This is a genomic window from Paenibacillus sp. J22R160, assembly GCF_059692135.1.
This window is the reverse complement of the sequence record NZ_JCAUAU010000028.1, coordinates 1-25,483: the sequence shown is the minus strand read 5'-3', so window position 1 is coordinate 25,483 and position 25,483 is coordinate 1. Positions and strand designations below refer to the sequence as shown.

Genomic DNA, 25,483 nt, shown 5'->3' with positions numbered 1-25,483 from the left:
ACAAGAATTAAATTGTGAATGGAGGTTTGAATAATGATGTTGAAGAAGAAGATGAGTACGCTGCTAATTACGCTGTTAATACTTATGCAGAGTCTTTACGGTATTGGCTTTGGCGTTGGGACAGTGGCCCGTGCGAATGCAATTAACGAGAATATTATAGACAGTGTGACCATGGCTGTTTACAACAGTGCAGGACAGGTCGTGACCGGTGATGTTTACGAACCGAACTCCACGATACAGCTGGATTACACCTGGTCTCTGCCGAATGGTCAGTATCATAGCGGCTATACGTATACCTTTTATCTGCCGCAGCAATTCTTGCTTTTTAATGATATCAGCGGTGGCTTAGTGATGGGGCAGGATCAGTTAGGAACGTTTCATGTTGACCGCACTAGTCGTCAAGTATTGATCACCTTTAACGACTACATAGAAAGCCATGATAATGTACATGGTACGCTCACCTTCAGAACGCAAATAGATAAAAGCCAGCTAACCGAAAGCACGATTGTCAATATTACCATACCGGTTAATACAGGTGATCAGATTTTCACTCTTCATTTTCGACCGACGGTCACCTCGACAATAGATAAAAAAGGAGTATCTACGGGGTTCAATTCCAAGGATATTAATTGGACTGTTGATGTGAATAAAGCACTGGATTCTGTTCAGAATGCGGTGGTAACGGATCCTATCCCAGCGGGACTATCTGTTCCTGTTACAGTAGCCGTTTATGAGCTAGGAGTTCATCTAGATGGAACTGTGGTACAGGGAGCATTGCTGGATACCAGCCAATATACAGTCGATATAACGGCGGCAAATCTTGCTATTCGTTTCACGGATAGCCCCATTACTAAGGCTTATCGCATTCAATATACGACGACTATAACGGATTCTAATAAAGAGACTTTTGTGAATACAGCAACTTTCGGAGGAAGCAATAAAGCCGCTGTTTCCGCTACTGCAACGGTTCAGGTGCAGCAAGGTAGAGATTTGGATAAAGCGCAGGATGGCTATAATCCCATTACACAAGTCGTTAGTTGGTCTATAAAATATAATTATAAAGAGAAGACTATTGCTCAACCGGTTGCCTTCCTAAAGGACTTATTTAATGATACGCAAGAGCTAGTCGCCGGCTCTCTTCATGTCTATCCGGTTACTCTGAGTTCGAGCGGGACTGAAACACTGGGCAGTGAACTGCCGGCTTCTGAGTACACGGTAACGTCGGAGGCAGCCCCTGGCCGCAAAGGATTTAAACTGCAATTTAATCACCAAATCTCCTCGGCCTATAAAATCATTTACCAAACCAAAACAATCGATCGTGTGCTGAATAACGTGAACATTACGAATACAGTCGAGTCAGGAAGCGGATATAGTGATTCAGCTACACGCCCTGTTGAACAGGGAGTTATTTTTAAATATCCTGGACCGGCGGATTACAAGGCTAGAACGGAAGCTTGGATGCTGGTCATTAACCGGGATAGTTATTTGATGAACAGCGTGGTTGTGAGAGATACCTTTCCGAATAAGGGCATGCGTTTCATACCAAGCTCGCTCGTTATCAAAAAAGGGACAGTGACCTTAACATCGGTCGATTATGTTCTGGATAGTTCGATCGATTCCAGCGATGGATTCCTCATAAAACTGACTAACCCAATCTCAGAGCCTTTGACGATTACTTACAAAACAGACTTTAATTTAGATTGGATTAGTCCTCTGGGAACTACAAGGTTCACAAATTCAGCTACAATTGATTGGCTAGACGAAACTGAAGTCTCGCGGACCAAAACGGCAAATGCAATATTTGACCCCAGAGTTGAAGTAATAAATAACGGGTATAAATTTGGCGCCTACAATGCGGCTTCCAAAAAGATTACTTGGACAGTGGGGGTCAATTACAACAGCAAGGCTACTGAAATGACCACTGTTCAGGATACATTGGAGCCTAATCAGAAGCTAGTAGATGGTTCGCTTGCTGTCTATAACATGATCATCGCTGTAAATGGTAATGCATCCCTGGGGTTACCAGTCGACAAGTCGAAATACACTTACACGGTTGATAGCCAGAATAAATTAATTATAAAATTCGATCAATCCCTCCAAGGTGCGTATCAAATTGTCTTTGACACGAGCCTGGAAGGCCAGCTTATTGACCGTTTTGTTTCCAACACGGCGAGAGTATTTAATGGAGATACTCCTATCTCTAATAATTTAAGCGCCAGCTTCGAAATCCCTATGGGCGGAGAATACGTCAGCAAAAGCGGCGAGCAAATTGTGGATAAAATAAACTGGACCATTCTTATTAATCGCAACCAATCCACGTTGACCGACGCCAAAATCGTTGATACGCCTACAAGTAATCAGCAATTACTGCCCAATTCCTTCCACTTATTCGCTACGACTGTAGCGGAGAATGGCAATGTGACCAAAGGATCGGAATTAACAAAGGGCACGGACTACAAGTTGGACATTAAAACAAGCAATGATGGTAAGCAAACTTTTGAACTGAGCTTCGTTAATCAGATATCGAGTCCTTATATTTTGGAGTATCAGTCCTTGATTAAGGCTAATGATCACGAAACGGTCTCCAATAAAGTTAATCTCAGCGGCAGCAACGTAACCTCAGTGGTTAAAGAAACAACGAAGGATATCGTAGTAGGTGTTTCTGGAGGGTCGGGTACAGGCGGCGGGGTCCGAGGATCATTGACCGTTAAGAAAATTGATTCAACGAATAACACCTTATTGCTCAGTGGAGCAACTTTTGAATTATATCGGAAGTCAGGTACGACAAGGACGCTGATTAACACATTAAAGACAGACGAAACAGGTTCTGTTATCTTTAGGGAACTGCTTGCAGGCGATTATGTTGTAGTTGAGAAAACAGCGCCATCTGGTTATGTACTAAACAGAGTAGAGAACCCTATAACGCTTCATTCAGGGGATGTTCTGAGTTTAAATGTCATAAATACTAAGGAGTCTGCTCCACCAACGCCAACAACTACACCAACAACTACACCAACAACTACGCCAACAACTACACCAACGTCAGATGAACCAACGTCAAGTCCGACACCAAGTCCAACATCGAAACCAGTACCGAGCCCAGCACCGAGCACTACGCCAGCGCCGTCGAAACCGCCAGCGCCCACTGTAACGCCAATGCCATCACCGCCAGCGGTTCCTACTCCTTCAACGGATCCCAAACCGCCGGCGCCTGACATTCCGATCGATAGTGATAACAACGTTCCGTTAGGGGGAATCCCGCCTATAACGAAGCCTGAAACCCTTCCGGTAACCGGGGAGTCTAGCCATCTGTATGTAGAAATTGCAGGTATCACCCTGGTCCTGTTGGGCCTTATCCTAAGAAGAAGATTCAGACCGTAGTATCCAATTCAAATTTCAATCTTAAGACAGTCTGCCTGTTCCATCGGCAGGCTGCCTTTTTGTTTCCTATGCTCAATCCATGATTAGAGCCTCTCAAAAATGGAAAAACTAGGAGAAGAACTGCTAGAGAGCAAATTTCCTTAAGCCAGGGAGGCAAATGTCATGATGAAACAGATTTTGTTAATTACAGATGGATGTTCGAATGTTGGCGTGAGTCCAGTCATCGCGGCTGCACAAGCGCATACAGAAGGTGTAACTGTGAATGTCATAGGTGTGGTCGACCAAGGGGAGCTAGGCATGCTAGGCACTGAAGAGATTCGCGAGATTGCCGCTGCAGGCGGGGGGATGAGTCGAATTGTCAATTCGGTTCAGCTGTCCCAAACGGTTCAAATGATGACTCGCAAAACCGTAACGACCACGATTCAGCATGCGGTAGGCAAAGAATTGCAAAGCATTCTAGGGATTAATCAACTAGAACAGCTTCCGCCAGAGAAGCGAGCAGAGGTCGTGCAGGTGATCGATTCCATGAGCGAGACTACTTCCCTTCGCGTAGCGCTTTTAATAGATGCTAGTGCTAGTATGAAGCCTAAGCTAGCGGCTGTGAAGGAAGCTATTCATGATCTTCTGCTAAGTCTTAGAGCCCGCAGTGGCAAAAGCGAATTAGCTGTATTCCATTTTCCGTCAACCAAAACGAGAGACCAAGAGCTGGAGATGGATCTCAACTGGACGAATCAGCTTGCAAATTTAGACAAGATGTTCTATAAAATAAACATGAAGGGTACGACTCCGACAGGTCCGGCGCTCCTGCAAACGCTGCAGTTCGTGACGGAGAAGCCTGTCGCACCAACAACCGAGGATGGGATGCTGAGTGACTACGTGGTATGAGGAAGCTTTCCGTCCAGGGACAGAAATCCAAGGCAAATGGAACGGCCATAGCTATGTGGTCGAGCGTTTATTAGGTGCTGGCTCTAACGGTGTTGTGGTTCTCGTACGAAGAGGAACGGCAAGATTTGCATTAAAAGCAGGACATGAAACGGTTGATCACCAATCGGAGATTAATTCGCTTCTCGCCATATCCCTCACAGATACTTCTTTTAAGAATTTCTTAATCGATGCGGATGATATGAAGGTTCGCGGGAAAGATATATCTTTCTATGTCATGCGGTATATTGAAGGTATGAAGATCTCTCATTTTATACATAAGCGCGGGCAGGATTGGGTCTATGTCATTGGCTCAAACCTGCTTCGAAAGCTGACAGAGATTCATAAGAGCGGTTATGTGTTTGGAGATCTGAAGATTGAGAACATGATCGTATCCAAGTATGGCAATGTGGACCTCATTGATTTTGGCGGCGTGACACCGAAGGGTCGAGCGATTAAGCAATTAACAGAAGTGTACGATCGCGGCTATTGGAATTTGGGGGAGCGGGTAGCGGAAGAGAGCTATGATTTATTTTCATTTGCCATTTTACTTTTAAAATCGCTCGATCAGCGCAAACGCTTCATGGCTATCAACAAAATGCTGCCTCAGAACAGGGACATGGATCAACTTATGGTCATTATGCGAGAAAATTCAGCAGCTGCCCAGATCGCGCCATTTCTTCAAAAAGCGTTGAAAGGCGAGTTTACTACGTCGCAGGAAGCTTTTAATTATTGGAAAAAGCTCATTTCGGGTAAAAAGCTTTCACAGCCCGCTCTGAAAATGCCATGGCTGAAAATTTGCTTCGCCGCCTCTATTTTTATTTTTGCAGCTACTGTTTATGTGTATTTGTTGAATTAATTACAAGGGGAACATGCAGGACGGAAAGGAAGACAGAATGGAAATCGATCTTGTCGCCAAGGTGCGCCAGCGAGTGATTGAAGAGAAGTTAGCGGATTCGGGAGATGTCGTCGTCGTTGCGGTTTCAGGAGGACCTGATTCCGTGGCGCTGCTTCATGTCCTTTTTGCGCTAGCACCCAGTTTCAACTGGAAGCTGGTTGTAGCTCATGTGAATCATCAGTTCCGAGGTGCGGAATCGGATGCGGAAGCCTCTTTTGTAATGGAGCTAGCGAAAGAACGGAGTCTCCCTTATGAAATTGGCGTTATCGATGTACCGGCTTATATAGAGGAAACATCGTTGAATGGACAAGCAGCCGCGCGGGAGAAGCGGTATGAATTCCTTCACCAGGTTGCTGCCGATTATGGGGCTCAGCGAATTGCATTCGCACATCATGCCGATGATCAAGCGGAGACGGTCGTGATGAGAATCCTCCGGGGAACAGGTCCATCTGGACTTGTCGGTATGCCAGAACGCAGGCGAGAAAAAAAAGTGGAACTGATTCGTCCTTTCTTACGTATATACAAATCAGATATTGTGAATTATTGCGCTCAGCACCAAATTACTTATTGTAAAGACAGCAGCAATGAGCTGCGGAAGTACTTTCGTAATCAAATTCGGCTGGATGTCATGCCGATGCTGAAGCAGTACAATGAACATCTTCCGGAGTCACTGAATCGATTGACGGAAATGATGCGCGCTGAGGATGATTATTTGGCTGGGGAGACCGAGCAGGTTTTACGCCGGATAGTGACTTTTCAGGAAGCGGCTTGCCGGCTTAAGAGAAGTGATTTTGGCGGACTTCACGTTGCTTTACAAAGGCGTTTGATTAAATTAATATTAAACTGTCTTTGTTTGGGAATGGACCGGCTGGAATTTAACCGAATTGAAAGTATCCGCGAGCTGATCTTGCAGGATCAGGTTTCTAATCAAGTACTGCAGGTAGATGATGCACTTTATATTGTGAGAGAATATGAAGACATTCAATTTCAGACAGTTGCTCCCTCGCCGAAGCCTTATGCTTATGCGATAGGATCCGATACTGATGAGCTGAACCTGCCGGAAATAGAAGCCAAGCTGCTTTGCTCTTGGATGCCTGTCAGTTCGCTAGAGACAGCTGCTTTGCTCTCATCCGCAACGGACGTATTTTTGGATCTGGATCAACTTCAACTACCGCTTGTTATTCGAAGCCGCAGGTCGGGAGATCGATTGGAACCGTATGGTTTAAACGGGTCCAAAAAGGTAAAAGATATGTTCATTGATGCCAAAATGCCGCTAAGTCGGCGTGAGGTCATCCCGTTACTGGTCGATGCTTCCGGACATATCCTTTGGATTGCCGGCTTTCGTAGGTCTAAGCACGCTCTTGTCGGACCTGATACAGAACGTGTGCTTCATCTGAAGCTCGTGCTGAAGTAACATGCGTAAATTTCGTTCTTCTAGAATGTAAATTTATAAGGATTCATAATATAAACTAGGGGGTTCATCCTTGTTAAGCGACATTCAAGACGTTCTTTTCAGTGAAGAACAGATTCAAGGGAAGATTAAAGAATTAGGAGAGCAACTCTCCAAAGATTACGAAGGCAAGAATCCATTGGTCATTTGCGTGCTTAAGGGAGCTTTTATTTTCATGGCTGATCTTGTGAAGCAAATTACAGTGCCGTTGGAACTCGACTTCATGGCCGTTTCGAGCTATGGTCAATCCACGAAGTCATCCGGTGTCGTTAAGATTATCAAAGATCTTGATGTTCCCGTAGAAGGACGGCACATTCTTATCGTGGAGGACATTATCGACAGCGGTTTAACGCTGAGTTATCTGATAGATGTGCTAGAGCGACGCAATGCGAAGACGATCTCGGTCGTTGCGCTGTTTAATAAACCGGCACGCAGAACCGTTGAACTCGAACCTGATTACGCAGGTTATGTGCTTCCAGATGAGTTCGTTGTCGGATATGGTCTGGATTATGCAGAGAAATATCGTAACCTTCCATTTGTCGGCATATTGAAACCAGAGATTTACTCAACTTAATGTCATATCTCCGGGCTTCTTCAATGCGGTTATGTTGTAGTGCTTTACCGGGATATGGTAAAATAATAAAAGTGTGCCGTTCGAGAGGAGGCTTGGGATGAATCGAATTATCCGGAATACCGGTTTTTATTTACTTATATTTTTGGTAACAGTAGGTATCGTCCATTTCATCAGTACCCAAAACGAACAAAAGGAATTAATTACTTACGATAAATTCCGCCAAGCGGTCGTTAACAAAAATGTGGAATCCGTAACGCTGAAGTTCGATGGATACACGTATTTGATTAAAGGTAAGTATATTAACCCTCCAAGCGGTGCGGATAAGAAGAGCTTTGAAACTCACGCTCCGTATGAGCCTTTGGTCGTTCAATTGATTGAAGCAAATGGTGTTCCATCAGAAACGTATGAGACAATGGAGCGGGACAGCGTCTGGATTAGCTTCCTAACTTCTATCATCCCATTTGTCATTATCTTCATCTTGTTTTTCTTCTTACTGAACCAAGCTCAGGGTGGCGGCGGCAAAGTGATGAACTTCGGCAAAAGCCGTGCCCGCTTATATAATGAGGAGAAGAAACGTGTCACATTTGAAGATGTGGCCGGTGCTGATGAGGAGAAGCAAGAATTAATCGAAGTTGTTGAGTTCCTCAAAGATCCAAGGAAATTCGCAGCGGTTGGCGCTAGAATCCCTAAAGGGGTCCTGCTCAATGGTCCTCCGGGAACAGGTAAAACATTGCTTGCACGGGCAGTTGCCGGTGAAGCAGGCGTTCCGTTCTTCAGTATTTCCGGTTCTGACTTCGTAGAGATGTTCGTCGGTGTCGGCGCATCCCGTGTTCGTGATTTGTTCGAGAACGCGAAAAAGAACTCGCCTTGTATCATTTTCATTGATGAGATCGATGCAGTCGGTCGTCAACGTGGCGCTGGCTTAGGCGGCGGACATGACGAGCGTGAGCAGACCCTCAATCAGTTGCTTGTTGAGATGGACGGGTTTGGCGCTAACGAAGGTATTATTATCGTTGCTGCAACGAACCGCCCTGATATTCTTGACCCAGCCTTATTGCGTCCAGGTCGTTTCGACCGTCAAATCACGGTTGACCGTCCGGATATTAAAGGCCGTGAAGCTGTGCTGAAAGTACATGCACGTAATAAACCGCTTGCCAAAGATGTGAAGTTGGACGCTTTGTCCCGTTACACGACTGGATTTACTGGCGCTGATCTAGAGAATCTATTGAATGAAGCAGCTCTAATTGCTGCTCGTCGTAACCGTAAAGATATTTCTATGGCTGAGATCGAGGAAGCTTTTGACCGTATTATTGTAGGTACGCAAAAGAAAAGCCGGATCATCAGTGAGGCTGAGAAACGCATTGTTGCTTATCATGAAGCCGGACACGCAATCATTGGTTATCATGCGGAGAATGCAGATATGGTGCACAAAGTAACGATCGTTCCGCGCGGACGCGCTGGCGGTTACGTGATGATGTTGCCCAAAGAAGGCGAAGACCGCATGATGCAGACGAAGAACGAGCTGTTGGATAAAATAACTGGACTCCTTGGCGGTCGTGTTGCCGAAGAACTATTTATCGGTGAGATCGGTACAGGGGCATACAGTGACTTCCAGAAGGCTACTGGCATCGTCCGCCGCATGATTATGGAATACGGTATGAGCGATAAGCTTGGACCGATGCAGTTCGGAAGCTCTCAAGGTCAAGTGTTCTTAGGCCGCGATATCGGTCATGAACAAAACTATAGTGATGCAATCGCTTATGAGATTGACCAAGAGATGCAAAGCTTTATTCGCACTTGTTATGACCGCGCACGCGCCATTCTTACTGAGCATGCCGATCAGATGCATCTCGTAGCCAAAACGCTGCTTGAGAAAGAAACACTCGATAAGGATGAAATTATTGAGCTTCTGGAGAAAGGCAAGCTGAATGCTGGCGGAGCTGACGAGGACGTTAAAGTGAACATTCAACCACAAAGCAAAGAGAATGAAAGCAACAAGTTAGAGTTCGAAAAAGATAAAGATCCAAATTCGGAGCAATCCGAAGAGTAACAAGCAATGGCAACTCGTAAATCCGGTGTACACATCACGTGTACCCGGATTTTCTGCTTATTTCCGCTTTTTTACGCATTGACAGGGGATGCTGGAATGTGTAAATTAGTTGTAAATCTCTAATTTTAACGAGCTTAGATCATACTACTTTTAGATAGTTAAGAAATACAATTAACATCCCAGACAGGGGAGGAAGCATCCATGGAAGCTTTAGCACTAGAGCGCAAAGCGGAGCAGAACCGAGAACTGAAAGAGCGGTTGCTTCAATTGAAGAAAGAACGGAATGCTATTATTCTTGCTCATTATTATCAGCGTGACGAGGTTCAAGAGGTTGCCGATTTCCGGGGGGATTCCTTTTTGCTAGCGCAAAAAGCGGCACAAACAGATGCAGATGTCATTGTTTTTTGCGGCGTTCATTTTATGGGGGAAAGCGCCAAAATTTTGGCTCCGAACAAAACCGTGATTATTCCCGATGAACGTGCAGGCTGTCCAATGGCGGATATGGTCAATGTTGAGGGTCTTCGTGCCTTGAAGCGCCAACATCCTAAAGCTAAGGTTGTTGCCTACATCAACACATCAGCCGACGTCAAATCAGAAACAGATATTTGTTGTACATCCGCAAATGCCATAAACGTTATTAATTCCGTCGATTCGGATGAGATCATCTGGGTACCGGATAAAAATTTGGGCGACTATGTATCAAAATTCACAAGCAAGAAAGTGATCATCTGGGAAGGCTATTGCAACACCCATGATATGCTGACTGTCAAAGATGTTGAAGAAATGAAAGCGCAGTATCCGAATGCGCAATTTGTTGTGCATCCGGAGTGCCGGCCAGAAGTCGTGAAGTTGGGCGACTTCGTAGGAAGTACGACAGCGATTATTAAATATTGCAAAGAGTCAGATTGCAAAGAGTTTATTGTTGGGACGGAAGACGGGACAGGATACCAATTGCGCTTGGATAGCCCGGACAAACAATTCCATTTTGCAACCAAGTACCTGGTCTGCCCAAATATGAAAGTAAACAATTTAAAGAAAATTGTGAAATGTTTGGAGACCATGCAGCCAGAGATTTATGTACCGGAAGATGTAGCTGATAAAGCGAGATTGTCCTTAGAGCGCATGTTACAAGTGAAGTAGCATGCGCTACTCTCTTGTTTAAGTGAAAGAACGCATCAAATCATTTTTGTTTATTTACCCTCGCAAAGAAACAGAATCTCACTTTTTTTCCGGGTTCTGTTTCTTTGCGAGAATTCATGGTGAAGATCGGGTGAGCGGCATGATTCCTAGATACCTCGTAGATGTAGACTTAAATTCCATTCCTCATGTACATACAGATGTGATTGTGATTGGCGCAGGTATTGCAGGATTGTTTACGGCTCTGCGCGCTAGTGAAAATAAGAAAGTTCTGATGATTACGAAGAAATCTCTCCTCGATAGCAATACCCGTTATGCACAAGGCGGGATTGCAGCTGTCATTTCCGACGAGGATTCACCTGAATATCATATGCAGGATACTTTGATCGCCGGCGCCGGCCTCTGCTCACCAGAGGCTGTAGATGTTCTTGTTCATGAAGGACCTAACGGCGTACAGGATTTGATTCACATGGGCACTCAGTTCGATCTGGAGAATGGAGAGTTCGCTTTGACGAAGGAAGGGGCTCACAGTCAGCGGCGCATCTTGCATGCGCACGGCGATGCTACTGGCGCCGAAATTGTACGAGCCCTTTCGGAGCGCACGAAGCAAGATCCGAACATCGAGATCTGGGACGATCACTTCGTGATCGACCTGATCACGCAAGATGGCGAGTGCTACGGCGCACTCGTGCAGAAACCGGGCGGCCAGCGGGTGTTTGTCCGCGGCAACGCCACGATCCTCTGCTCTGGCGGTGCGGGGCAGCTGTTCCGCTACACCACCAATCCCGATATCGCGACGGGTGACGGCATCGCGATTGCTTACCGTGCCGGTGCGCAAATTCAAGATGTGGAATTCGTTCAATTCCACCCAACGGCGCTGTGCTACCCTGGCGCTCCGCGCTTTCTAATCTCGGAAGCGGTGCGCGGCGAGGGGGCTTATCTTCGCAACATCAAAGGTGAGCGCTTTATGGATAGGTACCATCCGCAGCTTGAGTTAGCACCTAGAGATGTTGTAGCTCGCGCCATCGTTGACGAGATGGAGAGTTGCAAGTCGACTTTTGTATACATAGATATTACACATGAATCCGAGGAACTAATTAAACATCGCTTTCCAACGATTTATGAATTTTGCCTGAATTATGGCTTGGATATGAGCACGGACTGGATTCCAGTTGCTCCTGCGGCTCATTATATGATGGGTGGCGTGAAGACTGATTTGCACGGAGAAACCCACGTTCGCCGACTTTTTGCATGCGGTGAAGTGTCTTCTACAGGTGTACATGGCGCTAACCGCCTTGCGAGTAACTCTTTATCGGAAGCTATCGTATTCGGCAGAAGGATCATAGAACGTATTCAAGAGCTGCCTGCTCTGGAAGGCGACATTCAAATCCGCGCAGAGTCAGAAGCGCCAAGAACGGAGATTCCGAATCAAGCTGTTGTCGAAAAGAAGCTGAAGCTGCAGAAAGTTATGCTTCGCTACGCTGGCTTGAAACGTTCAGCCAAAGGTCTGCAAAAAGGCCACGACGAACTGTCCAGACAGCTTTCCATTTTTGGTTCCTTGATGACAAAACGTGAAGATTATGAGTTTGCTAATTTACTGAGTTGTGCATTGCTTACGACAACAGCCGCGTTGGTGCGTGAGGAAAGTCGCGGCGGTCATTACCGCGAGGACTTCCCTGAACGGGATGATCAAACTTGGAAGAAGCATATTGTTTTTAAGCGCGGGGAAGATAGCATAGAGGAGTGGATTTAATATGCTGGATTTAAATATGGAACTTATTCGTAAACAGATTCGGCTTTGGTTAGAAGAAGATATTGGCACCGGTGATGTCACGACTCTGACAACGATCCCTTTGGACCATGCGTCCAAAGGGATTATCCACGTCAAAGAAGACGGAATCATCTGCGGTCTGCAGATCGCGCGCGAGGTTTTCGCTGTCGTCGATTCATCTCTTCATTTTGAAACAAAAGTAGCAGAAGGATCGTCTGTTACTAAAGGGACGATTATTGCTGAAGTAGAAGGAAACACGCGGAGCATTCTGCTTGGCGAGCGTTTGAGTCTTAACCTCATGCAGAGGTTGTCCGGTATTGCGACCAGAACGCGGGAGTTTGTTAATGCTCTGGAAGGCTTGCCGACTAGACTTGTTGACACAAGAAAGACAACACCGGGTCACCGGCTTCTTGAGAAATATGCCGTTCGCGTAGGCGGCGGACATAATCACCGTTTCGGTCTTTATGATGCTGTTATGATTAAGGATAATCACATCAAGGGCTCTGGCGGTATAACACAGGCTGTGCAAGCAGCTAGGCAGCAGATCCCCCACACCATGAAAATTGAGGTAGAGGTCGAAGATTTTGACCAACTGAATGAAGCGCTATCAGCCCAAGCTGACATTATCATGCTGGATAACATGGCACCGGTTAAAATGAAGGAAGCAGTTTCCATAATTAAAAGCAAAGCTCCGCATATTGTAGTAGAGGGGTCAGGATCTGTAACGGCGCAGACGATTAAAGCTATGGCTGAGTCGGGTGTAGATGTGATCTCGGTTGGACGGTTGACCTACTCGGTTGCAGCGCTGGATATTTCACTTGACCTTAATGAGCGGAAGGGGACAGCGTTATGATTCTCGTGATTGATGTGGGGAATACCAATATTGTGCTTGGCCTTTACCAAGAGCGTACGCTCCTGCACCATTGGCGGGTGAGCACGAATCGTTCGGCTACCGTTGATGAGTACGGCATGCAGTTGCACAGCCTGTTTCAACACTCAGGGATTAAGTTCAGTGAAGTTGAGGGCGTTATCGTCTCTTCCGTTGTCCCTCCACTTGTTAGTGTGATGGAAAACCTTTGTAAGCAATATTTAAAAAGGACGCCATTTACCGTAGGTCCCGGCATTAAAACAGGATTGAATGTGCGGGTAGACAATCCCAAAGAGGTTGGGGCGGATCGCATTGTAAATGCTGTGGCAGCTCTTGAGCTGTATGGAGCTCCTTGTATAATTGTTGATTTCGGAACAGCAACAACCTATGACTATATCGATCCAGCCCAACAGCTAGTGGGATGTGCGATTGCGCCGGGCATCGGTATCTCTACAGAAGCGTTATATCAAAAGGCGGCGAAACTTCCGCGTATTGAGCTTGTGAAGCCGAAGAGTGTAGTAGGTAAAAATACAGTAGCCGCTATGCAGGCTGGGATTATTTACGGTTACGTCGGTCAGGTAGACGGCATTGTAGAACGTGTAAAACAGGAGTTTAATGTGAATCCTACCGTCATAGCAACGGGAGGACTTGCAGAGTTGATCTCCAGTGAGTCCCGTACGATTCAGATCGTGAATCCTCTGCTGACATTGCAAGGTTTACAAATGATTTATGAAAGAAATGCATAAGCTGTTTAAGGAAAGGACGTAACATGGGCGATTATTTAATTCGAGGAACGGCCCTCCAGGGGCGCGTTCGTGCTTTTGCGGTACAAACCACCGCCCTCACAGATGAACTTAGCCGAAGACACCAAACGACCCCTACGGCCACAGCGGCTTTAGGAAGGACGGCAGCAGCCGGTCTTCTTCTAGGAGCCATGCTCAAAGGTGAGGAGCATCTCATTATTCAAGTCAAAGGAGACGGCCCAATCGGGCAGATTGTGGTCGATGCCAATGCCAAAGGTGAGGTGCGCGGTTATGTGGATAATCCGCTAGTTGACCCTCCCCTCAAAGCGAATGGCAAGCTCGATGTTGCCGCTGCGGTGGGAACGGAAGGCTTTTTGTACATAACCAAAGATTTAGGTCTCAAAGAACCCTATAAAGGCAGTACGCCACTGGTTACCGGAGAACTAGCTGAAGATTTCACCTACTATTTTGCGAAATCGGAGCAGACGCCTTCAGCTGTAGCCCTGGGTGTTTTGGTAAATACCGATCACTCCATCCTGGCTGCAGGCGGATTTGTCATTCAATTGCTTCCTGGATTAAGCGACCAGGAGATTGGCGAAATTGAGGAAATTCTCTCGCGTATCCCTTCCTTTACAAGCATGCTCGGCGGCGGATTAAGCCTGGAAGAAATTTTGCAGACCGTATTACCTTCTTTTCAAACACTTGATCAGATGGACGTCATGTTCCGCTGCAAATGCGATCGGGAAAGAATTGAAACCACACTGATTTCCCTGGGGAAAGCGGAGCTTCAAGAAATTCTCGATGACGAAGGCTTTGCCGAAGTCGTGTGTCATTTCTGTAATGAAGTATATCGTTTCAATGAAGAAGAGTTGCAACGGATGATTGATCTGTAGATCAGCAGCATTATGGAAATGAAGAGGGAGTCAGGATGCAGAACGTAAAGCGACTGTGGGGAGTCATCATTTTGATGGCTGTATGTAATCTCGTGCTCGCATCCTTGCTGATCACCCATACTATGAACCAATCAGAACCGAGTCACCCAGCGGATCCTGAGCAGCAAGGCGAGCAGAACAATGAGCAGGTCGTAGCCAAAATTGGAAGTCGAGAAATTACGCGGCAGGAGCTTCGAACAGCGCTTGAACGTCATTACGGTGCAGAACTGTTAGGTCAACTGTTGGATCGCGAAGTGATACGTCTGGAAGGAAACGAGACGGGGACTGCTATTGCAGACGCGGAGATTGCACGTGAGTTGAAACGGATGCAGCAAGGTTATGAGAGCGAAGAACAATTTTATGCCTCTATGCAAAATCAGTTGGGGCTGTCCCAGCAAGAAATCAAAGAGGATGTCACGAATAAACTGCTTTTGGAGAAACTGGCAACCAGCCATATTCAAATAACGGATGCTCAAGTGGAATCTTATGTCCAAGCGCATCCTGATGAATTTAAGCAGGAAACCGAGTACAACATCCAGCAGATTATTGTTTCTACCAAGGATCAGGCGAACAAGGTTATTACCGCACTGGCGAAAGGCGAAAGCTTCGAAATCCTGGCTAGAGATCGATCCCTGGATGACGCAACCAATAACACCGGAGGGGACCTCGGCTGGATAGAGGGAGATGACCCTTTTGTGGCAGCGCCCGTTCTGGAGGCAGCGAAATCGCTGAAGGCTGGGGAAGTCAGTAAGCCAGTAGCGTTAACGCAAGGATTTGCCGTAGTGAAGCTGAAAAACAAGCGGGAGAAAGAAAATCCGGATCAAGCGTTTATTCGTGAAAATGTGCGCAGAGAGCTGGCACTGCAGGAGGCGCCGCCGCTTAAGGATTATGTTTCGCAGCTTAGAACGAAGTGGAAAGTAGCGATTATTGATCCAGAGTTTAAATAGCACCTGGTGAAAATGTGGTTGACAACTAGTGGACGCATTGATAAGATTAAATGTATAATACCGACTAATTAACTCGGAAATCATCTATTACTCAATCTGGAGGGGAACTAGAAATGGCAAGATTAGTACAAAGTATTACGGATTTGATTGGAGATACACCGCTTGTTCGCTTGAATCGTGTGGTTCCGGAAGGAAGCGCAGAGGTTTATGTTAAATTGGAGTATCAGAACCCTGGTGCCAGCGTTAAAGACCGTATTGCCATCTCCATGATCGAAGTAGCTGAGCAAGAAGGCAAACTTAAGCCTGGTGATACAATTGTTGAGCCAACTAGCGGTAACACAGGAATCGGAATTGCATTAGTTGCAGCAGCAAAAGGATATAAAGCGATTCTGGTTATGCCAGAAACGATGTCCCTAGAAAGACGTAACCTGCTTCGTGCTTACGGTGCGCAGCTTGTTCTTACACCGGGAGCAGAAGGCATGAAGGGTGCTATCAAACGTGCGGAAGAACTGAAAGCGGAGAATCCTTCCTACTTCATCCCACAACAATTTGAAAACCCAGCTAACGTGAAAGTTCACCGTGAAACAACAGGTCCCGAAATCGTGGAAGCGATCAAAGGTCATGATGGTAAATTGGATGCATTCATTTCCGGTATCGGTACGGGTGGAACAATTTCAGGCGCTGGCGGCGTGTTGAAAGAAAACTTCCCAGATATCAAAATTTATGCTGTAGAGCCTGCAGCTTCACCGGTTCTTTCCGGCGGTAAGCCAGGTCCTCACAAAATTCAAGGTATTGGTGCAGGCTTTGTTCCTGGTATTTTGAACACAAACATTTATGATGAAATCATAGCGGTTGAGAATGAAGATGCTTTCGAAACTTCCCGTCGTGTAGCCAAAGAAGAAGGTATTCTTGGCGGCATTTCCTCAGGCGCAGCGATTTTTGCAGCTTTGAAAGTTGCCAAAGAGCTTGGAGCTGGCAAACGTGTCGTTGCTATCGTGCCAAGTAACGGCGAGCGTTACCTGTCTACGCCGCTTTACCAATTCGAAGAGCAATAAAGCCCACTTCCGACCCAACAAGCCTCAGCTCCCGCAGCTGGGGCTTTTTTTCTGTGATAGGTTGGAGTATACTAATGGACAACTAATCCTCGGATATTATTGGAAGGAGGGGCAAGCATGAGATTAACAACCCTAGAGCAATGGCGCAGTTGGTCCTCCGCGTATACCATGCTGCCTTACGTCGTCAAGCTTGATCTGGACGAAGACCGCATCGTCTCATGGGAATTAGCCTGGAAGGAAGCGGCACCAGATTCGTTTGTACTGGAGAGCGGTAAGGGAGGACGCTACACGTTCCTCGGGTTACAACCATTTTCGACTGTACATGGAAAAGGGCTGGAGGCCGAAATTACCTTGCACGGCAATGTAATCCGTACGATAGGCGAACCGTTATCGATCGTGAAACAATGGATGTCCTCCTATCATAGTCCCAAAGTAGAAGGCGGTCCTAAGTTTTTAGGCGGATGCGTCGGATATTGGAGTTACGATGTGATTCGTACAATCGAAAAGCTTCCAACACAAGCGGCGGATGATCTGCCAATTCCGGATTACAGCTTCGCTATGTATGATCAAGTGTGGGCTGTGGATCACCTTGAGAAAAGCCTATACATCACGGTCCACATGCCCCTGCAGCCGGACTTGGCTGCGGATGACGCCTATCTGCAGCAGCTATACGCGCAGGCTCAAGACCAGGCGGATGCCATGCTCCGTCGCTGGCAGGCCATCTGCGCTAGCGGCGCAGCGGGCTCGCAGCGCGGCGGCCCGGACGGGACATCGATCGCGCGCGAGCAGCTGCACATCGATGTAGAGAGCATCGCAGGCATCCAGCCTGCGTTCGGCAAAGCCGATTACATGGCGGCGGTGCAGCGCATCCAAGCGTACATCTCTCAAGGTGACGTGTTCCAAGTCAACTTGTCAGTGAGACAGAGCCGGCGCTTGAACACGACGCCGGAAGAGATCTACGAGGCGCTGCGCATCGTCAATCCCTCGCCTTATATGGGCTTGCTGCGCTTCGCAGGCTTCGCCCTCGTCTCCGGCTCGCCGGAGCTGCTCGTGCAGCTGGAGGACGGCGTCCTGCGGACGCGTCCTATCGCAGGCACGCGCCCGCGCGGCAAGGACGAACAGGATGACCTGCGCCTGGCCGGCGAGCTCATCGACAACGAAAAAGAGCGCGCCGAACACGTCATGCTGGTCGATCTCGAGCGCAATGACCTTGGCCGCATCTCCAAGTACGGCTCCGTCCGCGTCAAAGATTTTATGGTCATCGAGTACTATTCCCATGTCATGCACATCGTCTCCGAAGTAGTAGGCGAGTTGGCGGAAGGAAAGGATGCATACGATGTCATTGCAGCCACGTTCCCTGGAGGAACAATCACAGGCGCGCCGAAAATTCGGACGATGGAAATCATCGAAGAATTAGAACCAGTCCGCCGCGGCCCGTACACGGGTTCTATGGGGTGGATTGACTATAATGGGAATATGGAATTTAATATTATTATACGCACGCTTGTAGCGGCAGAAGGTATGGGGCATATTCAAGCGGGAGCTGGGATCGTCATCGATTCTATTCCTGAGCGTGAGTATATCGAATCCTTGAATAAAGCCAAAGCGATGTGGAAAGCAATCGAATATAGCGAGCGGAGCATGAGCCGAGCTTAAGCCTGAGCAGGGCTGACGAAAGGGGAGCTTAGAATGATTTTAGTGATTGATAATTATGATTCGTTTACGTACAACCTCGTCCAATACTTGGGAGAAATTGGGGAAGAAGTGATCGTTCGTCGCAACGACGAAATTGATTTAGCAGGTGTGGAGGCCTTAAAGCCGGACCATATCTTAATCTCTCCGGGTCCTTGCACGCCGAATGAAGCCGGTATTAGCCTATCACTGATTGACCATTTCAAGGGTAAAATCCCCATTTTCGGCGTTTGTCTGGGACATCAGTCCATCGGACAAGCTTTTGGCGGCGACGTCATTCGCGCTGAGCGTTTAATGCACGGCAAGACTTCAGAAATTTTTCATGATGGCCGGACGCTATTCGAAGGGTTGCCATCTCCTTTCATCGCGACGCGTTACCATTCCTTAATTGTCAAAGCAGAGACGCTGCCGGATTGCTTGGAAGTTAGTGCCCGTACCGCTGAAGGGGAAATTATGGCGCTGCGTCATAAAGAATATCCGATAGAGGGCGTTCAGTTTCACCCCGAATCGATTATCACGGAGCACGGCCACCAAATGCTGCGCAATTTCCTTCGCCGCACGACGAAAGCAGGAGCTTGATTTATGATGATTAGCATCAATGGCATACTTATGGATGAACAACAAGCCGTGGTCTCGGTTTATGATCACGGTTTTCTTTACGGACTAGGTCTCTTTGAGACCTTCCGTACCTATAACAAAGTTCCTTTTCTCCTCCCTGAACACATGAATCGCCTTGCGGAGGGGTGTAAGGAACTGGGTATTGGGTATGAGCCTGATCTTGAGCGCGTAAAGAAGCTAATCAATGAACTGCTTGAGGCGAACGAGCTTCAGGATGCGTATATCCGGTTTTCCATATCAGCTGGAGTAGAAGCGCTTGGTCTTCCTACGGAGGACTACGGGCAGCCTAACGAAATTGTCTATATTAAAGCTCTCCCGCCTAGGGATACGAAGACCTACGAAGAAGGTAAAGCTTTGCAGCTTCTGAAGCTGCCTCGAAATACACCGGAGGGCTTATACCGATTCAAGTCCTTTCACTATATGAACAATATTTTGGCTAAAAGAGAGCTAGGCCAATACCCTTGGGCCACAGGCGCAGAGGGTCTGATGATGAGTGAAGAGGGATATGTGGCTGAAGGCATTGTCAGCAATATCTTTTTCATTAAGGATGGAACTTGCTACACGCCATCACTGGATACGGGCATTTTAGCGGGAATCACTAGAGCTCATGTACTGCGGGTTGCCCAGCAAGGACAGATGCCTACCCAGGATGGTTTATATCGTTGGGAAGATTTAATAGATGCCGATGAGGTGTTTCTGGTCAATTCTATTCAAGAGATAGTTCCGGTCACTACCTTGTATACACCAAGCGGACAAGCGATCTCAGTTGGCACAGGATCGGTGGGTCCAATAACTCTTGAGCTTAGTCGGAAATATAACGAATACTTATAAAATGAGTAACATACAGGAAGTGAACAGCAGATGAAAGTGTTATCCTGTAAAGGACACGAGCTGCCCATCGGTGATCGAACGATCATCATGGGCATATTGAACGTAACGCCGGATTCCTTTTCGGACGGCGGATCTTATGTCACAGTGGAAGACGCAATACGCAGAGCTCGGCAGATGGTTGAGGATGGCGCAGACATCATTGATATCGGAGGCGAGTCCACCCGTCCGGGATCTGCTGAGGTGACTGAGGAGGAAGAGCTTCGCCGGGTAATCCCCGTCATTGAAGCGCTAAGTCGTGAAATTAACGTTCCTATTTCTATAGATACGTATAAAGCCGAAGTTGCCAAGCAAGCTTTGGCGGCGGGGGCGCATATCATCAACGATGTATGGGGCGGGCAGGCCGACCCTCGAATGGCTTCCGTAGCGGCGAACTACGATTGTCCCTTTATTATTACCCATAACCGATCGAATACGGATTATAAGGATTTTCTACCAGAGGTGCTAGACGATCTACAGCAATATGTCAGTCAAGCACGAGACGCGGGTGTTCGCGACGAACGGATTATTTTGGACCCCGGTATCGGTTTTGCTAAATCCTACGAACAGAACTTACAGCTTATGAACCAACTGCGTCCTCTTGTTGATCTGGGGTATCCGGTTCTCTTGGGTACATCGCGCAAAAGCGTGATCGGCATGACATTGAATCTGCCACCTACAGAGCGGTTGGAAGGGTCACTTTCAACGGTGGTCCTCGGCATTGCGCAGGGATGCGGTATCGTTCGTGTGCATGACGTACAAGCAACCAAGCGGGCGGCCGTCATGACGGATGCCATTATTCGCTCATAATGAAGGAGGTTACAACAATGGACAAAATCACTCTGTCCCGTATGCAGTTTTTTGGTAATCATGGTGTTTTTCCAGAAGAGAATAAATTGGGCCAGCGTTTTTACGTGGATGTAGAGCTGATGCTTCCGCTTCATAAACCCGGCAAGTCGGATCATCTCGAAGATACCGTGAATTACGGCGAAGTTTTTTTCAAAGTGAAAGAAATTGTCGAAGGTCGCACTTTCCAATTAATTGAAGCTTTAGCGGAAAACATTGCATCAGAGCTTCTTCATACTTATACTAGTATCAATGAAGTGACGGTTCGCGTCATCAAGCCGCATCCGCCCTTTGCCGTTATTTTTGACGGCGTTACTGTAGAGATCAACCGAAAGCGGGCAACGTCATGACAGCCGAAGAACGAGAACGAACAATTGCAGCGTATGTCGCATTAGGATCCAATATTAATAATCGCGAACAATATTTGCAGGATGCGATTACAGCGCTGAACCAGGAGCCCGGTATTGTCGTAACTGGCTTGTCCAGTATTTACGAAACCGAGCCGGTCGGTTATGTAGACCAGTCTGCTTTTCTTAATATGGTCGTTCAAATTCAAACGGTTATTCCAGCAGAAGATCTGTTATTTAAATTACTGGACATTGAGAATGGATTGGGAAGAAAGCGCGACGTGCGCTGGGGTCCGAGAACGATCGATTTGGATTTACTTCTGTATGGCGACGAGCAGTTTACGACCCCCGACTTGATCATTCCGCATCCGCGGATGCATGAGCGGGCTTTTGTATTAGTCCCTCTCTCAGAGGTTCTCTACGAGCGGCAAGATGCTGCATTTGAATTCATCTCCGCGAATTTGGAGAAACTGGAAGGAAAGGAAGGCGTTGTGTTATGGAAAAAAGCTCAGTAGCTCAGCGCATACGCGCTTTTCGCAAGTTAAAAGGTTATACCCAGAATGAATTAGCTGATTTGCTCGGCGTATCGATCGCCATTTTGGGCGCAATTGAAAGAGGAACACGTAAGCCGGATACGAAAATCATTAATAAGATCTCGCAGGTGCTTGATATAGAGCCGGACGAATTAGTCGCAGTGGTTGCGAGATAAGAGAGGTGGAATCTTCGGTGCTGAAAATAGGTAATGTCGAAGCTCCCAATAAAGTTGTGCTTGCCCCGATGGCGGGCGTTTGTAATCCTGCATTCCGTCTGATTGCCAAAGAGTTTGGCACAGGTCTGGTCTGTGCGGAGATGGTAAGTGATAAGGCTATCGTTCACGGGAATACCCGTTCGATGGAAATGCTGTATGTAGATGACCGGGAGAAACCGCTCAGCTTACAAATCTTCGGCGGCGACACGGAGACACTCGTGCAAGCAGCTAAGATCGTTGATCAACAAACCAACGCAGATATTATTGATATTAATATGGGCTGTCCGGTGCCCAAAATCACCAAATGCGATGCTGGCGCACGCTGGCTGCTTCAACCGGATAAAATTGAACAAATGATTGAAACCGTCGTTAAGGCAGTAAATAAGCCTGTCACCGTGAAAATGCGGATCGGCTGGGATTCCGATCACATCTATGCTGTCGAAAATGCAAAGGCTGTCGAAAGAGGCGGAGGCAGCGCAGTTAGCGTTCATGGACGTACGCGTGAGCAGCTCTACACGGGGAAAGCGGATTGGAACATTATCCGAGAAGTGAAGCAGGCTTTGTCGATTCCTGTTATTGGCAACGGTGATGTGGTAACGCCTGAGGATGCCAAACGCATGTTGGACCAAACGGGTGTGGATGGCGTCATGATCGGCCGCGGCGCACTGGGCAATCCATGGATGCTTTACCGTACGGTTCAATATCTAGCTAATGGCGAGCTGCCACCGGAACCTACACCGGAAGAGAAGATCCGCATTGCAATCCTGCACATGGACCGACTCGTAGCACTCAAAGGCGAGCACGTTGCCGTAAAAGAAATGCGTAAACATATGGCTTGGTACCTCAAAGGAATGACGGGAGCAGCTCGTGTGAAGGACGTCATTATGGAGTTATTGAAACGTGATGAAATGGTTCGGACACTGAATGAATACGTTGAACACCTTGCTGCGCAATCGTCGACATCCAGCCAAGAAGAAGCGCCCGTACTGCATTAAATCATGCAGCTATGGTTGAGATTGACATTTTGAAACGGTTGCAATATAATCAGTCAATATTAATGTGTTCCTGCATATATTGAAAGACAAACGAGTAAGTTCCTAATTTTTATAACCGTGAATTCATACTACTTGAATCAGCTCTATAAAGACCTAACTCCTAGCAGGAAGCATCGATTCAACGATATGAAAATCTTTCACATGACGGGAGATCAGTTGGTAATGGCTGAAAAAGAGGTCATTCTTACACCAGAAGGCTTGAGAAGGCTCGAGGACGAGCTTGAGCATCTTAAATCAGTGAAGCGCCGCGAAGTTGCGGAAAGAATTAAGGTTGCCATCGGGTATGGCGATATTAGTGAGAACTCCGAGTACGAAGATGCGAAGAACGAACAGGCTTTTATTGAAGGCAGAATCATCACTTTAGAAAAAATGCTGCGCAATGCGCGGATTATTAATAACGACGATGTTGATATCAACACGGTAAGTGTAGGATCCATCGTCACACTGAAGGATTTGGAATTCGGTGATTTAGTTGAGTACAATATCGTAGGTACTGCGGAGTCCGATCCGCTACAGAATAAGATTTCTAATGAAAGCCCGGTGGGCAAAGCAATTCTTGGCAAGCAAAAGGGCGCAACCGTTGATGTTAACGTTCCAGCTGGCGTCATTCAGTATCAAATTGTTGATATTAAAAAGTAGCGTGCAGCCGCAGCCCCGTTGCAGTTTACCTTTGCTCAGCATAGGCAAATTGTCTGGAAAGCTTCCTTACGGAAGCTTTTTTCCGGTTTTAGCACCCTTTACTAAAATATGTAGGAGATGAAAACATGAGTCAGGAAGTGGAATTGAACGAATTGCTCGTCATTCGCCGTAACAAATTGGACGAGCTTCGCGGTCTGGGCGTTGATCCTTTCGGCAGCAAATACGTTAGAACGCATACAACACTAGATATCTTGACAGCTTACCAGGATAAAACGAAGGAAGAGCTGGACGAAGAGCATCACCAGGTTAGTATTGCGGGACGTATTATGCAAAAAAGAGGCATGGGTAAAGCGAGTTTCGCCCATATCCAAGACATTACAGGGAAAATTCAAATCTACGTTCGGGAAGATGCGTTGGATGCGAACAAGTACAAAGCCTTTGATCTTTTGGATCTAGGTGACATGGTTGGCGTTCAAGGTGTTGTTTTTAAAACGAAAACCGGAGAAACTTCCATTAAGGTCAAGTCTCTTGAGGTTTTGACCAAATCCTTGCTTCCGCTTCCAGACAAATTTCATGGTCTTAGCGATGTAGAGTTGCGCTATCGCCAACGTTATGTTGATTTGATTATGAATCAGGATGTTCAACAGACATTTATTCTGCGTTCCCGTATTATTCAGTCGATGCGTCGTTACCTAGACTCACTGGGTTATTTAGAGGTGGAAACACCAACACTTCATTCTGTAGCAGGGGGAGCTTCTGCTCGTCCTTTTAATACGCATCACAATGCTTTGGATATGCAGCTTCATATGCGGATCGCGATTGAGCTTCACTTGAAACGCCTTATTGTCGGCGGACTAGAGAAAGTTTACGAAATCGGTCGTGTATACCGGAACGAAGGTATCTCCACGCGCCATAATCCAGAGTTTACGATGATTGAACTGTACGAGGCTTATGCTGACTACAAAGACATCATGAAGCTGACAGAGGAACTTATTGCGCATATCGCTCAAGAGGTTCTTGGGACTACTTCGATTCCTTACGGAGATCATGTGGTTGATCTGGCTGTTGGCTGGAGACGTGTCTCCATGGTCGATGCGGTTAAAGAAGTTAAAGGTGTAGATTTCGGTGTTCAAATGACGAACGAGGAAGCGCATCGTTTAGCCAAAGAGCACAATGTGCCAGTAGAGCCGCATATGACATTTGGTCATATCTTGAACCAATTCTTTGAGACGTTTGTAGAAGAGACACTGATACAGCCAACCTTTATCTATGGACACCCATTAGAAATATCACCTCTTGCCAAAAAGAACCCGGAAGATCCCCGGTTCACAGATCGCTTCGAGCTCTTTATCGTAGCTCGTGAGCATGCGAATGCATTCACTGAGCTTAACGATCCTATCGATCAAAGAGAGCGTTTTGAAGCTCAGCTTCGTGAGAAAGAGCAGGGGAATGATGAGGCTCATGAGATGGATGAGGACTTCATTCGTGCTCTGGAGTATGGAATGCCGCCAACGGGAGGTCTAGGAATAGGAATTGACCGTTTGGTTATGCTATTGACCAATGCCCCATCTATTCGCGACGTACTGTTGTTCCCGCTTATGCGTGAGCGCCAAGGAGAATAATGGAACCATTTCGGGGCATCGCAAGGTGCCTCGAAATTTTTTGTCGAAAGTACTTGCATTGTCTGTATCGTCTGTGGTATCTTATAAAAGTTGCCGCTGAGGTCGACGAACAAATGATTGGAAACAACTTAAGAAATAAGTTGCAAACAAAAACTCAGTATGTTATATTGGTCTTCCGGCTTTCGAAAGAGAGCGGGTAGGACAAGAGTATTTGATCTTTGAAAACTGAACAACGAGTGAGTAAGCACGAACGAGAAATCGTTCAAAAATAGAGATTATTTGTAATCTCGCTAGCAAGTCAATGAGTACAATTAAGCTTTTC

At 46.9% G+C, this 25,483-nt stretch carries 23 protein-coding genes; all 23 read left to right on the top strand.

Translation table 11 applies throughout. The features are described from left to right. Positions 1 to 33: 33 nt before the first annotated feature. The 23 genes from AC58UW_RS30570 to lysS all read left to right on the top strand — a co-directional run bounded on the left by AC58UW_RS30570 (position 34) and on the right by lysS (position 25,161). Positions 34 to 3,381 carry a collagen binding domain-containing protein gene (locus AC58UW_RS30570; RefSeq protein WP_497424337.1) on the top strand — a complete coding sequence of 1,116 codons (3,348 nt, stop codon included), beginning with the start codon at positions 34 to 36 and terminating at the stop codon, positions 3,379 to 3,381. A 165-nt stretch (positions 3,382 to 3,546) separates the two neighbouring features. Next, the gene (locus AC58UW_RS30565; protein ID WP_497424371.1) at positions 3,547 to 4,266 is read left to right on the top strand and encodes a vWA domain-containing protein; all 720 of its coding nucleotides are present in this window, start codon (positions 3,547 to 3,549) and stop codon (positions 4,264 to 4,266) included. Beyond that, positions 4,250 to 5,161, top strand: a complete 912-nt coding sequence (locus AC58UW_RS30560; protein ID WP_497424336.1) for a protein kinase domain-containing protein — start codon at positions 4,250 to 4,252, stop codon at positions 5,159 to 5,161. The genes AC58UW_RS30565 and AC58UW_RS30560 overlap by 17 nt, the downstream gene beginning before the upstream one ends. A 37-nt stretch (positions 5,162 to 5,198) precedes the next feature. Then, entirely contained in the window at positions 5,199 to 6,614 is a 1,416-nt protein-coding gene (tilS, locus tag AC58UW_RS30555; protein WP_497424335.1) for a tRNA lysidine(34) synthetase TilS, read from the top strand. A 70-nt stretch (positions 6,615 to 6,684) separates the two neighbouring features. After that, positions 6,685 to 7,224 carry a hypoxanthine phosphoribosyltransferase gene (gene hpt, locus AC58UW_RS30550; protein WP_497424334.1) on the top strand — a complete coding sequence of 180 codons (540 nt, stop codon included), beginning with the start codon at positions 6,685 to 6,687 and terminating at the stop codon, positions 7,222 to 7,224. A 97-nt stretch (positions 7,225 to 7,321) separates the two neighbouring features. Continuing rightward, entirely contained in the window at positions 7,322 to 9,274 is a 1,953-nt protein-coding gene (ftsH, locus tag AC58UW_RS30545) for an ATP-dependent zinc metalloprotease FtsH (RefSeq protein WP_497424333.1), read from the top strand. A 201-nt stretch (positions 9,275 to 9,475) separates the two neighbouring features. Next, a complete protein-coding gene (nadA, locus tag AC58UW_RS30540) occupies positions 9,476 to 10,414 on the top strand; it encodes a quinolinate synthase NadA (RefSeq protein ID WP_157324474.1) in 939 nt (312 codons plus the stop codon). Between the two features lie 139 nt (positions 10,415 to 10,553). After that, a complete protein-coding gene (gene nadB / locus AC58UW_RS30535; RefSeq protein WP_497424370.1) occupies positions 10,554 to 12,164 on the top strand; it encodes an L-aspartate oxidase in 1,611 nt (536 codons plus the stop codon). Between the two features lies 1 nt (position 12,165). Next, on the top strand, positions 12,166 to 13,035 hold the full coding sequence (nadC, locus tag AC58UW_RS30530) for a carboxylating nicotinate-nucleotide diphosphorylase (RefSeq protein WP_497424332.1): 870 nt from the start codon (positions 12,166 to 12,168) through the stop codon (positions 13,033 to 13,035). Further along, positions 13,032 to 13,796, top strand: a complete 765-nt coding sequence (locus tag AC58UW_RS30525) for a type III pantothenate kinase (protein WP_497424331.1) — start codon at positions 13,032 to 13,034, stop codon at positions 13,794 to 13,796. The genes nadC and AC58UW_RS30525 overlap by 4 nt, the downstream gene beginning before the upstream one ends. Positions 13,797 to 13,819: 23 nt before the next feature. Next, positions 13,820 to 14,686, top strand: a complete 867-nt coding sequence (gene hslO / locus AC58UW_RS30520; RefSeq protein ID WP_497424330.1) for an Hsp33 family molecular chaperone HslO — start codon at positions 13,820 to 13,822, stop codon at positions 14,684 to 14,686. A gap of 35 nt (positions 14,687 to 14,721) precedes the next feature. Continuing rightward, a complete protein-coding gene (locus AC58UW_RS30515) occupies positions 14,722 to 15,672 on the top strand; it encodes a peptidyl-prolyl cis-trans isomerase (RefSeq protein WP_497424329.1) in 951 nt (316 codons plus the stop codon). Positions 15,673 to 15,785: 113 nt separating this feature from the next. Then, positions 15,786 to 16,727 carry a cysteine synthase A gene (gene cysK, locus AC58UW_RS30510; RefSeq protein WP_127457161.1) on the top strand — a complete coding sequence of 314 codons (942 nt, stop codon included), beginning with the start codon at positions 15,786 to 15,788 and terminating at the stop codon, positions 16,725 to 16,727. Positions 16,728 to 16,844: 117 nt separating this feature from the next. Continuing rightward, positions 16,845 to 18,383, top strand: coding sequence for an anthranilate synthase component I family protein (locus AC58UW_RS30505; RefSeq protein WP_497424328.1), 1,539 nt, complete (start codon positions 16,845 to 16,847; stop codon positions 18,381 to 18,383). Between the two features lie 33 nt (positions 18,384 to 18,416). Beyond that, a complete protein-coding gene (gene pabA, locus AC58UW_RS30500; RefSeq protein WP_497424327.1) occupies positions 18,417 to 18,998 on the top strand; it encodes an aminodeoxychorismate/anthranilate synthase component II in 582 nt (193 codons plus the stop codon). A 3-nt stretch (positions 18,999 to 19,001) separates the two neighbouring features. Further along, positions 19,002 to 19,868: an aminodeoxychorismate lyase gene (gene pabC / locus AC58UW_RS30495; protein WP_497424326.1), complete on the top strand. Its 867-nt coding sequence runs from the start codon at positions 19,002 to 19,004 to the stop codon at positions 19,866 to 19,868. A gap of 30 nt (positions 19,869 to 19,898) precedes the next feature. Then, positions 19,899 to 20,714 carry a dihydropteroate synthase gene (gene folP, locus AC58UW_RS30490; protein WP_497424325.1) on the top strand — a complete coding sequence of 272 codons (816 nt, stop codon included), beginning with the start codon at positions 19,899 to 19,901 and terminating at the stop codon, positions 20,712 to 20,714. A gap of 17 nt (positions 20,715 to 20,731) precedes the next feature. Continuing rightward, on the top strand, positions 20,732 to 21,100 hold the full coding sequence (gene folB / locus AC58UW_RS30485; protein ID WP_497424324.1) for a dihydroneopterin aldolase: 369 nt from the start codon (positions 20,732 to 20,734) through the stop codon (positions 21,098 to 21,100). Next, positions 21,097 to 21,612: a 2-amino-4-hydroxy-6-hydroxymethyldihydropteridine diphosphokinase gene (gene folK / locus AC58UW_RS30480; RefSeq protein ID WP_497424323.1), complete on the top strand. Its 516-nt coding sequence runs from the start codon at positions 21,097 to 21,099 to the stop codon at positions 21,610 to 21,612. Before folB ends, folK begins: the two co-directional genes overlap by 4 nt. Next, positions 21,594 to 21,806, top strand: coding sequence for a helix-turn-helix domain-containing protein (locus tag AC58UW_RS30475; RefSeq protein WP_090826647.1), 213 nt, complete (start codon positions 21,594 to 21,596; stop codon positions 21,804 to 21,806). The genes folK and AC58UW_RS30475 overlap by 19 nt, the downstream gene beginning before the upstream one ends. Before the next feature lie 17 nt (positions 21,807 to 21,823). Then, the gene (gene dusB / locus AC58UW_RS30470) at positions 21,824 to 22,840 is read left to right on the top strand and encodes a tRNA dihydrouridine synthase DusB (protein WP_497424322.1); all 1,017 of its coding nucleotides are present in this window, start codon (positions 21,824 to 21,826) and stop codon (positions 22,838 to 22,840) included. A 222-nt stretch (positions 22,841 to 23,062) separates the two neighbouring features. Continuing rightward, complete coding sequence (gene greA, locus AC58UW_RS30465) at positions 23,063 to 23,539, top strand: transcription elongation factor GreA (protein WP_127457170.1); 477 nt, start codon at positions 23,063 to 23,065, stop codon at positions 23,537 to 23,539. 125 nt (positions 23,540 to 23,664) lie between these two features. Beyond that, the gene (gene lysS / locus AC58UW_RS30460; protein WP_497424321.1) at positions 23,665 to 25,161 is read left to right on the top strand and encodes a lysine--tRNA ligase; all 1,497 of its coding nucleotides are present in this window, start codon (positions 23,665 to 23,667) and stop codon (positions 25,159 to 25,161) included. Positions 25,162 to 25,483: the final 322 nt, after the last annotated feature.

Bases quoted from the DNA above. Each gene is read 5' to 3' on its own strand.
- AC58UW_RS30570 (WP_497424337.1), top strand. From the start codon at position 34: ATGATGTTGAAGAAGAAGATGAGTACGCTGCTAATTACGCTGTTAATA.
- AC58UW_RS30565 (WP_497424371.1), top strand. From the start codon at position 3,547: ATGAAACAGATTTTGTTAATTACAGATGGATGTTCGAATGTTGGCGTG.
- tilS (WP_497424335.1), top strand. From the start codon at position 5,199: ATGGAAATCGATCTTGTCGCCAAGGTGCGCCAGCGAGTGATTGAAGAG.
- ftsH (WP_497424333.1), top strand. From the start codon at position 7,322: ATGAATCGAATTATCCGGAATACCGGTTTTTATTTACTTATATTTTTG.
- nadA (WP_157324474.1), top strand. From the start codon at position 9,476: ATGGAAGCTTTAGCACTAGAGCGCAAAGCGGAGCAGAACCGAGAACTG.
- nadB (WP_497424370.1), top strand. From the start codon at position 10,554: ATGATTCCTAGATACCTCGTAGATGTAGACTTAAATTCCATTCCTCAT.
- nadC (WP_497424332.1), top strand. From the start codon at position 12,166: ATGCTGGATTTAAATATGGAACTTATTCGTAAACAGATTCGGCTTTGG.
- AC58UW_RS30525 (WP_497424331.1), top strand. From the start codon at position 13,032: ATGATTCTCGTGATTGATGTGGGGAATACCAATATTGTGCTTGGCCTT.
- hslO (WP_497424330.1), top strand. From the start codon at position 13,820: ATGGGCGATTATTTAATTCGAGGAACGGCCCTCCAGGGGCGCGTTCGT.
- AC58UW_RS30515 (WP_497424329.1), top strand. From the start codon at position 14,722: ATGCAGAACGTAAAGCGACTGTGGGGAGTCATCATTTTGATGGCTGTA.
- cysK (WP_127457161.1), top strand. From the start codon at position 15,786: ATGGCAAGATTAGTACAAAGTATTACGGATTTGATTGGAGATACACCG.
- AC58UW_RS30505 (WP_497424328.1), top strand. From the start codon at position 16,845: ATGAGATTAACAACCCTAGAGCAATGGCGCAGTTGGTCCTCCGCGTAT.
- pabA (WP_497424327.1), top strand. From the start codon at position 18,417: ATGATTTTAGTGATTGATAATTATGATTCGTTTACGTACAACCTCGTC.
- pabC (WP_497424326.1), top strand. From the start codon at position 19,002: ATGATGATTAGCATCAATGGCATACTTATGGATGAACAACAAGCCGTG.
- folP (WP_497424325.1), top strand. From the start codon at position 19,899: ATGAAAGTGTTATCCTGTAAAGGACACGAGCTGCCCATCGGTGATCGA.
- folB (WP_497424324.1), top strand. From the start codon at position 20,732: ATGGACAAAATCACTCTGTCCCGTATGCAGTTTTTTGGTAATCATGGT.
- folK (WP_497424323.1), top strand. From the start codon at position 21,097: ATGACAGCCGAAGAACGAGAACGAACAATTGCAGCGTATGTCGCATTA.
- AC58UW_RS30475 (WP_090826647.1), top strand. From the start codon at position 21,594: ATGGAAAAAAGCTCAGTAGCTCAGCGCATACGCGCTTTTCGCAAGTTA.
- greA (WP_127457170.1), top strand. From the start codon at position 23,063: ATGGCTGAAAAAGAGGTCATTCTTACACCAGAAGGCTTGAGAAGGCTC.
- lysS (WP_497424321.1), top strand. From the start codon at position 23,665: ATGAGTCAGGAAGTGGAATTGAACGAATTGCTCGTCATTCGCCGTAAC.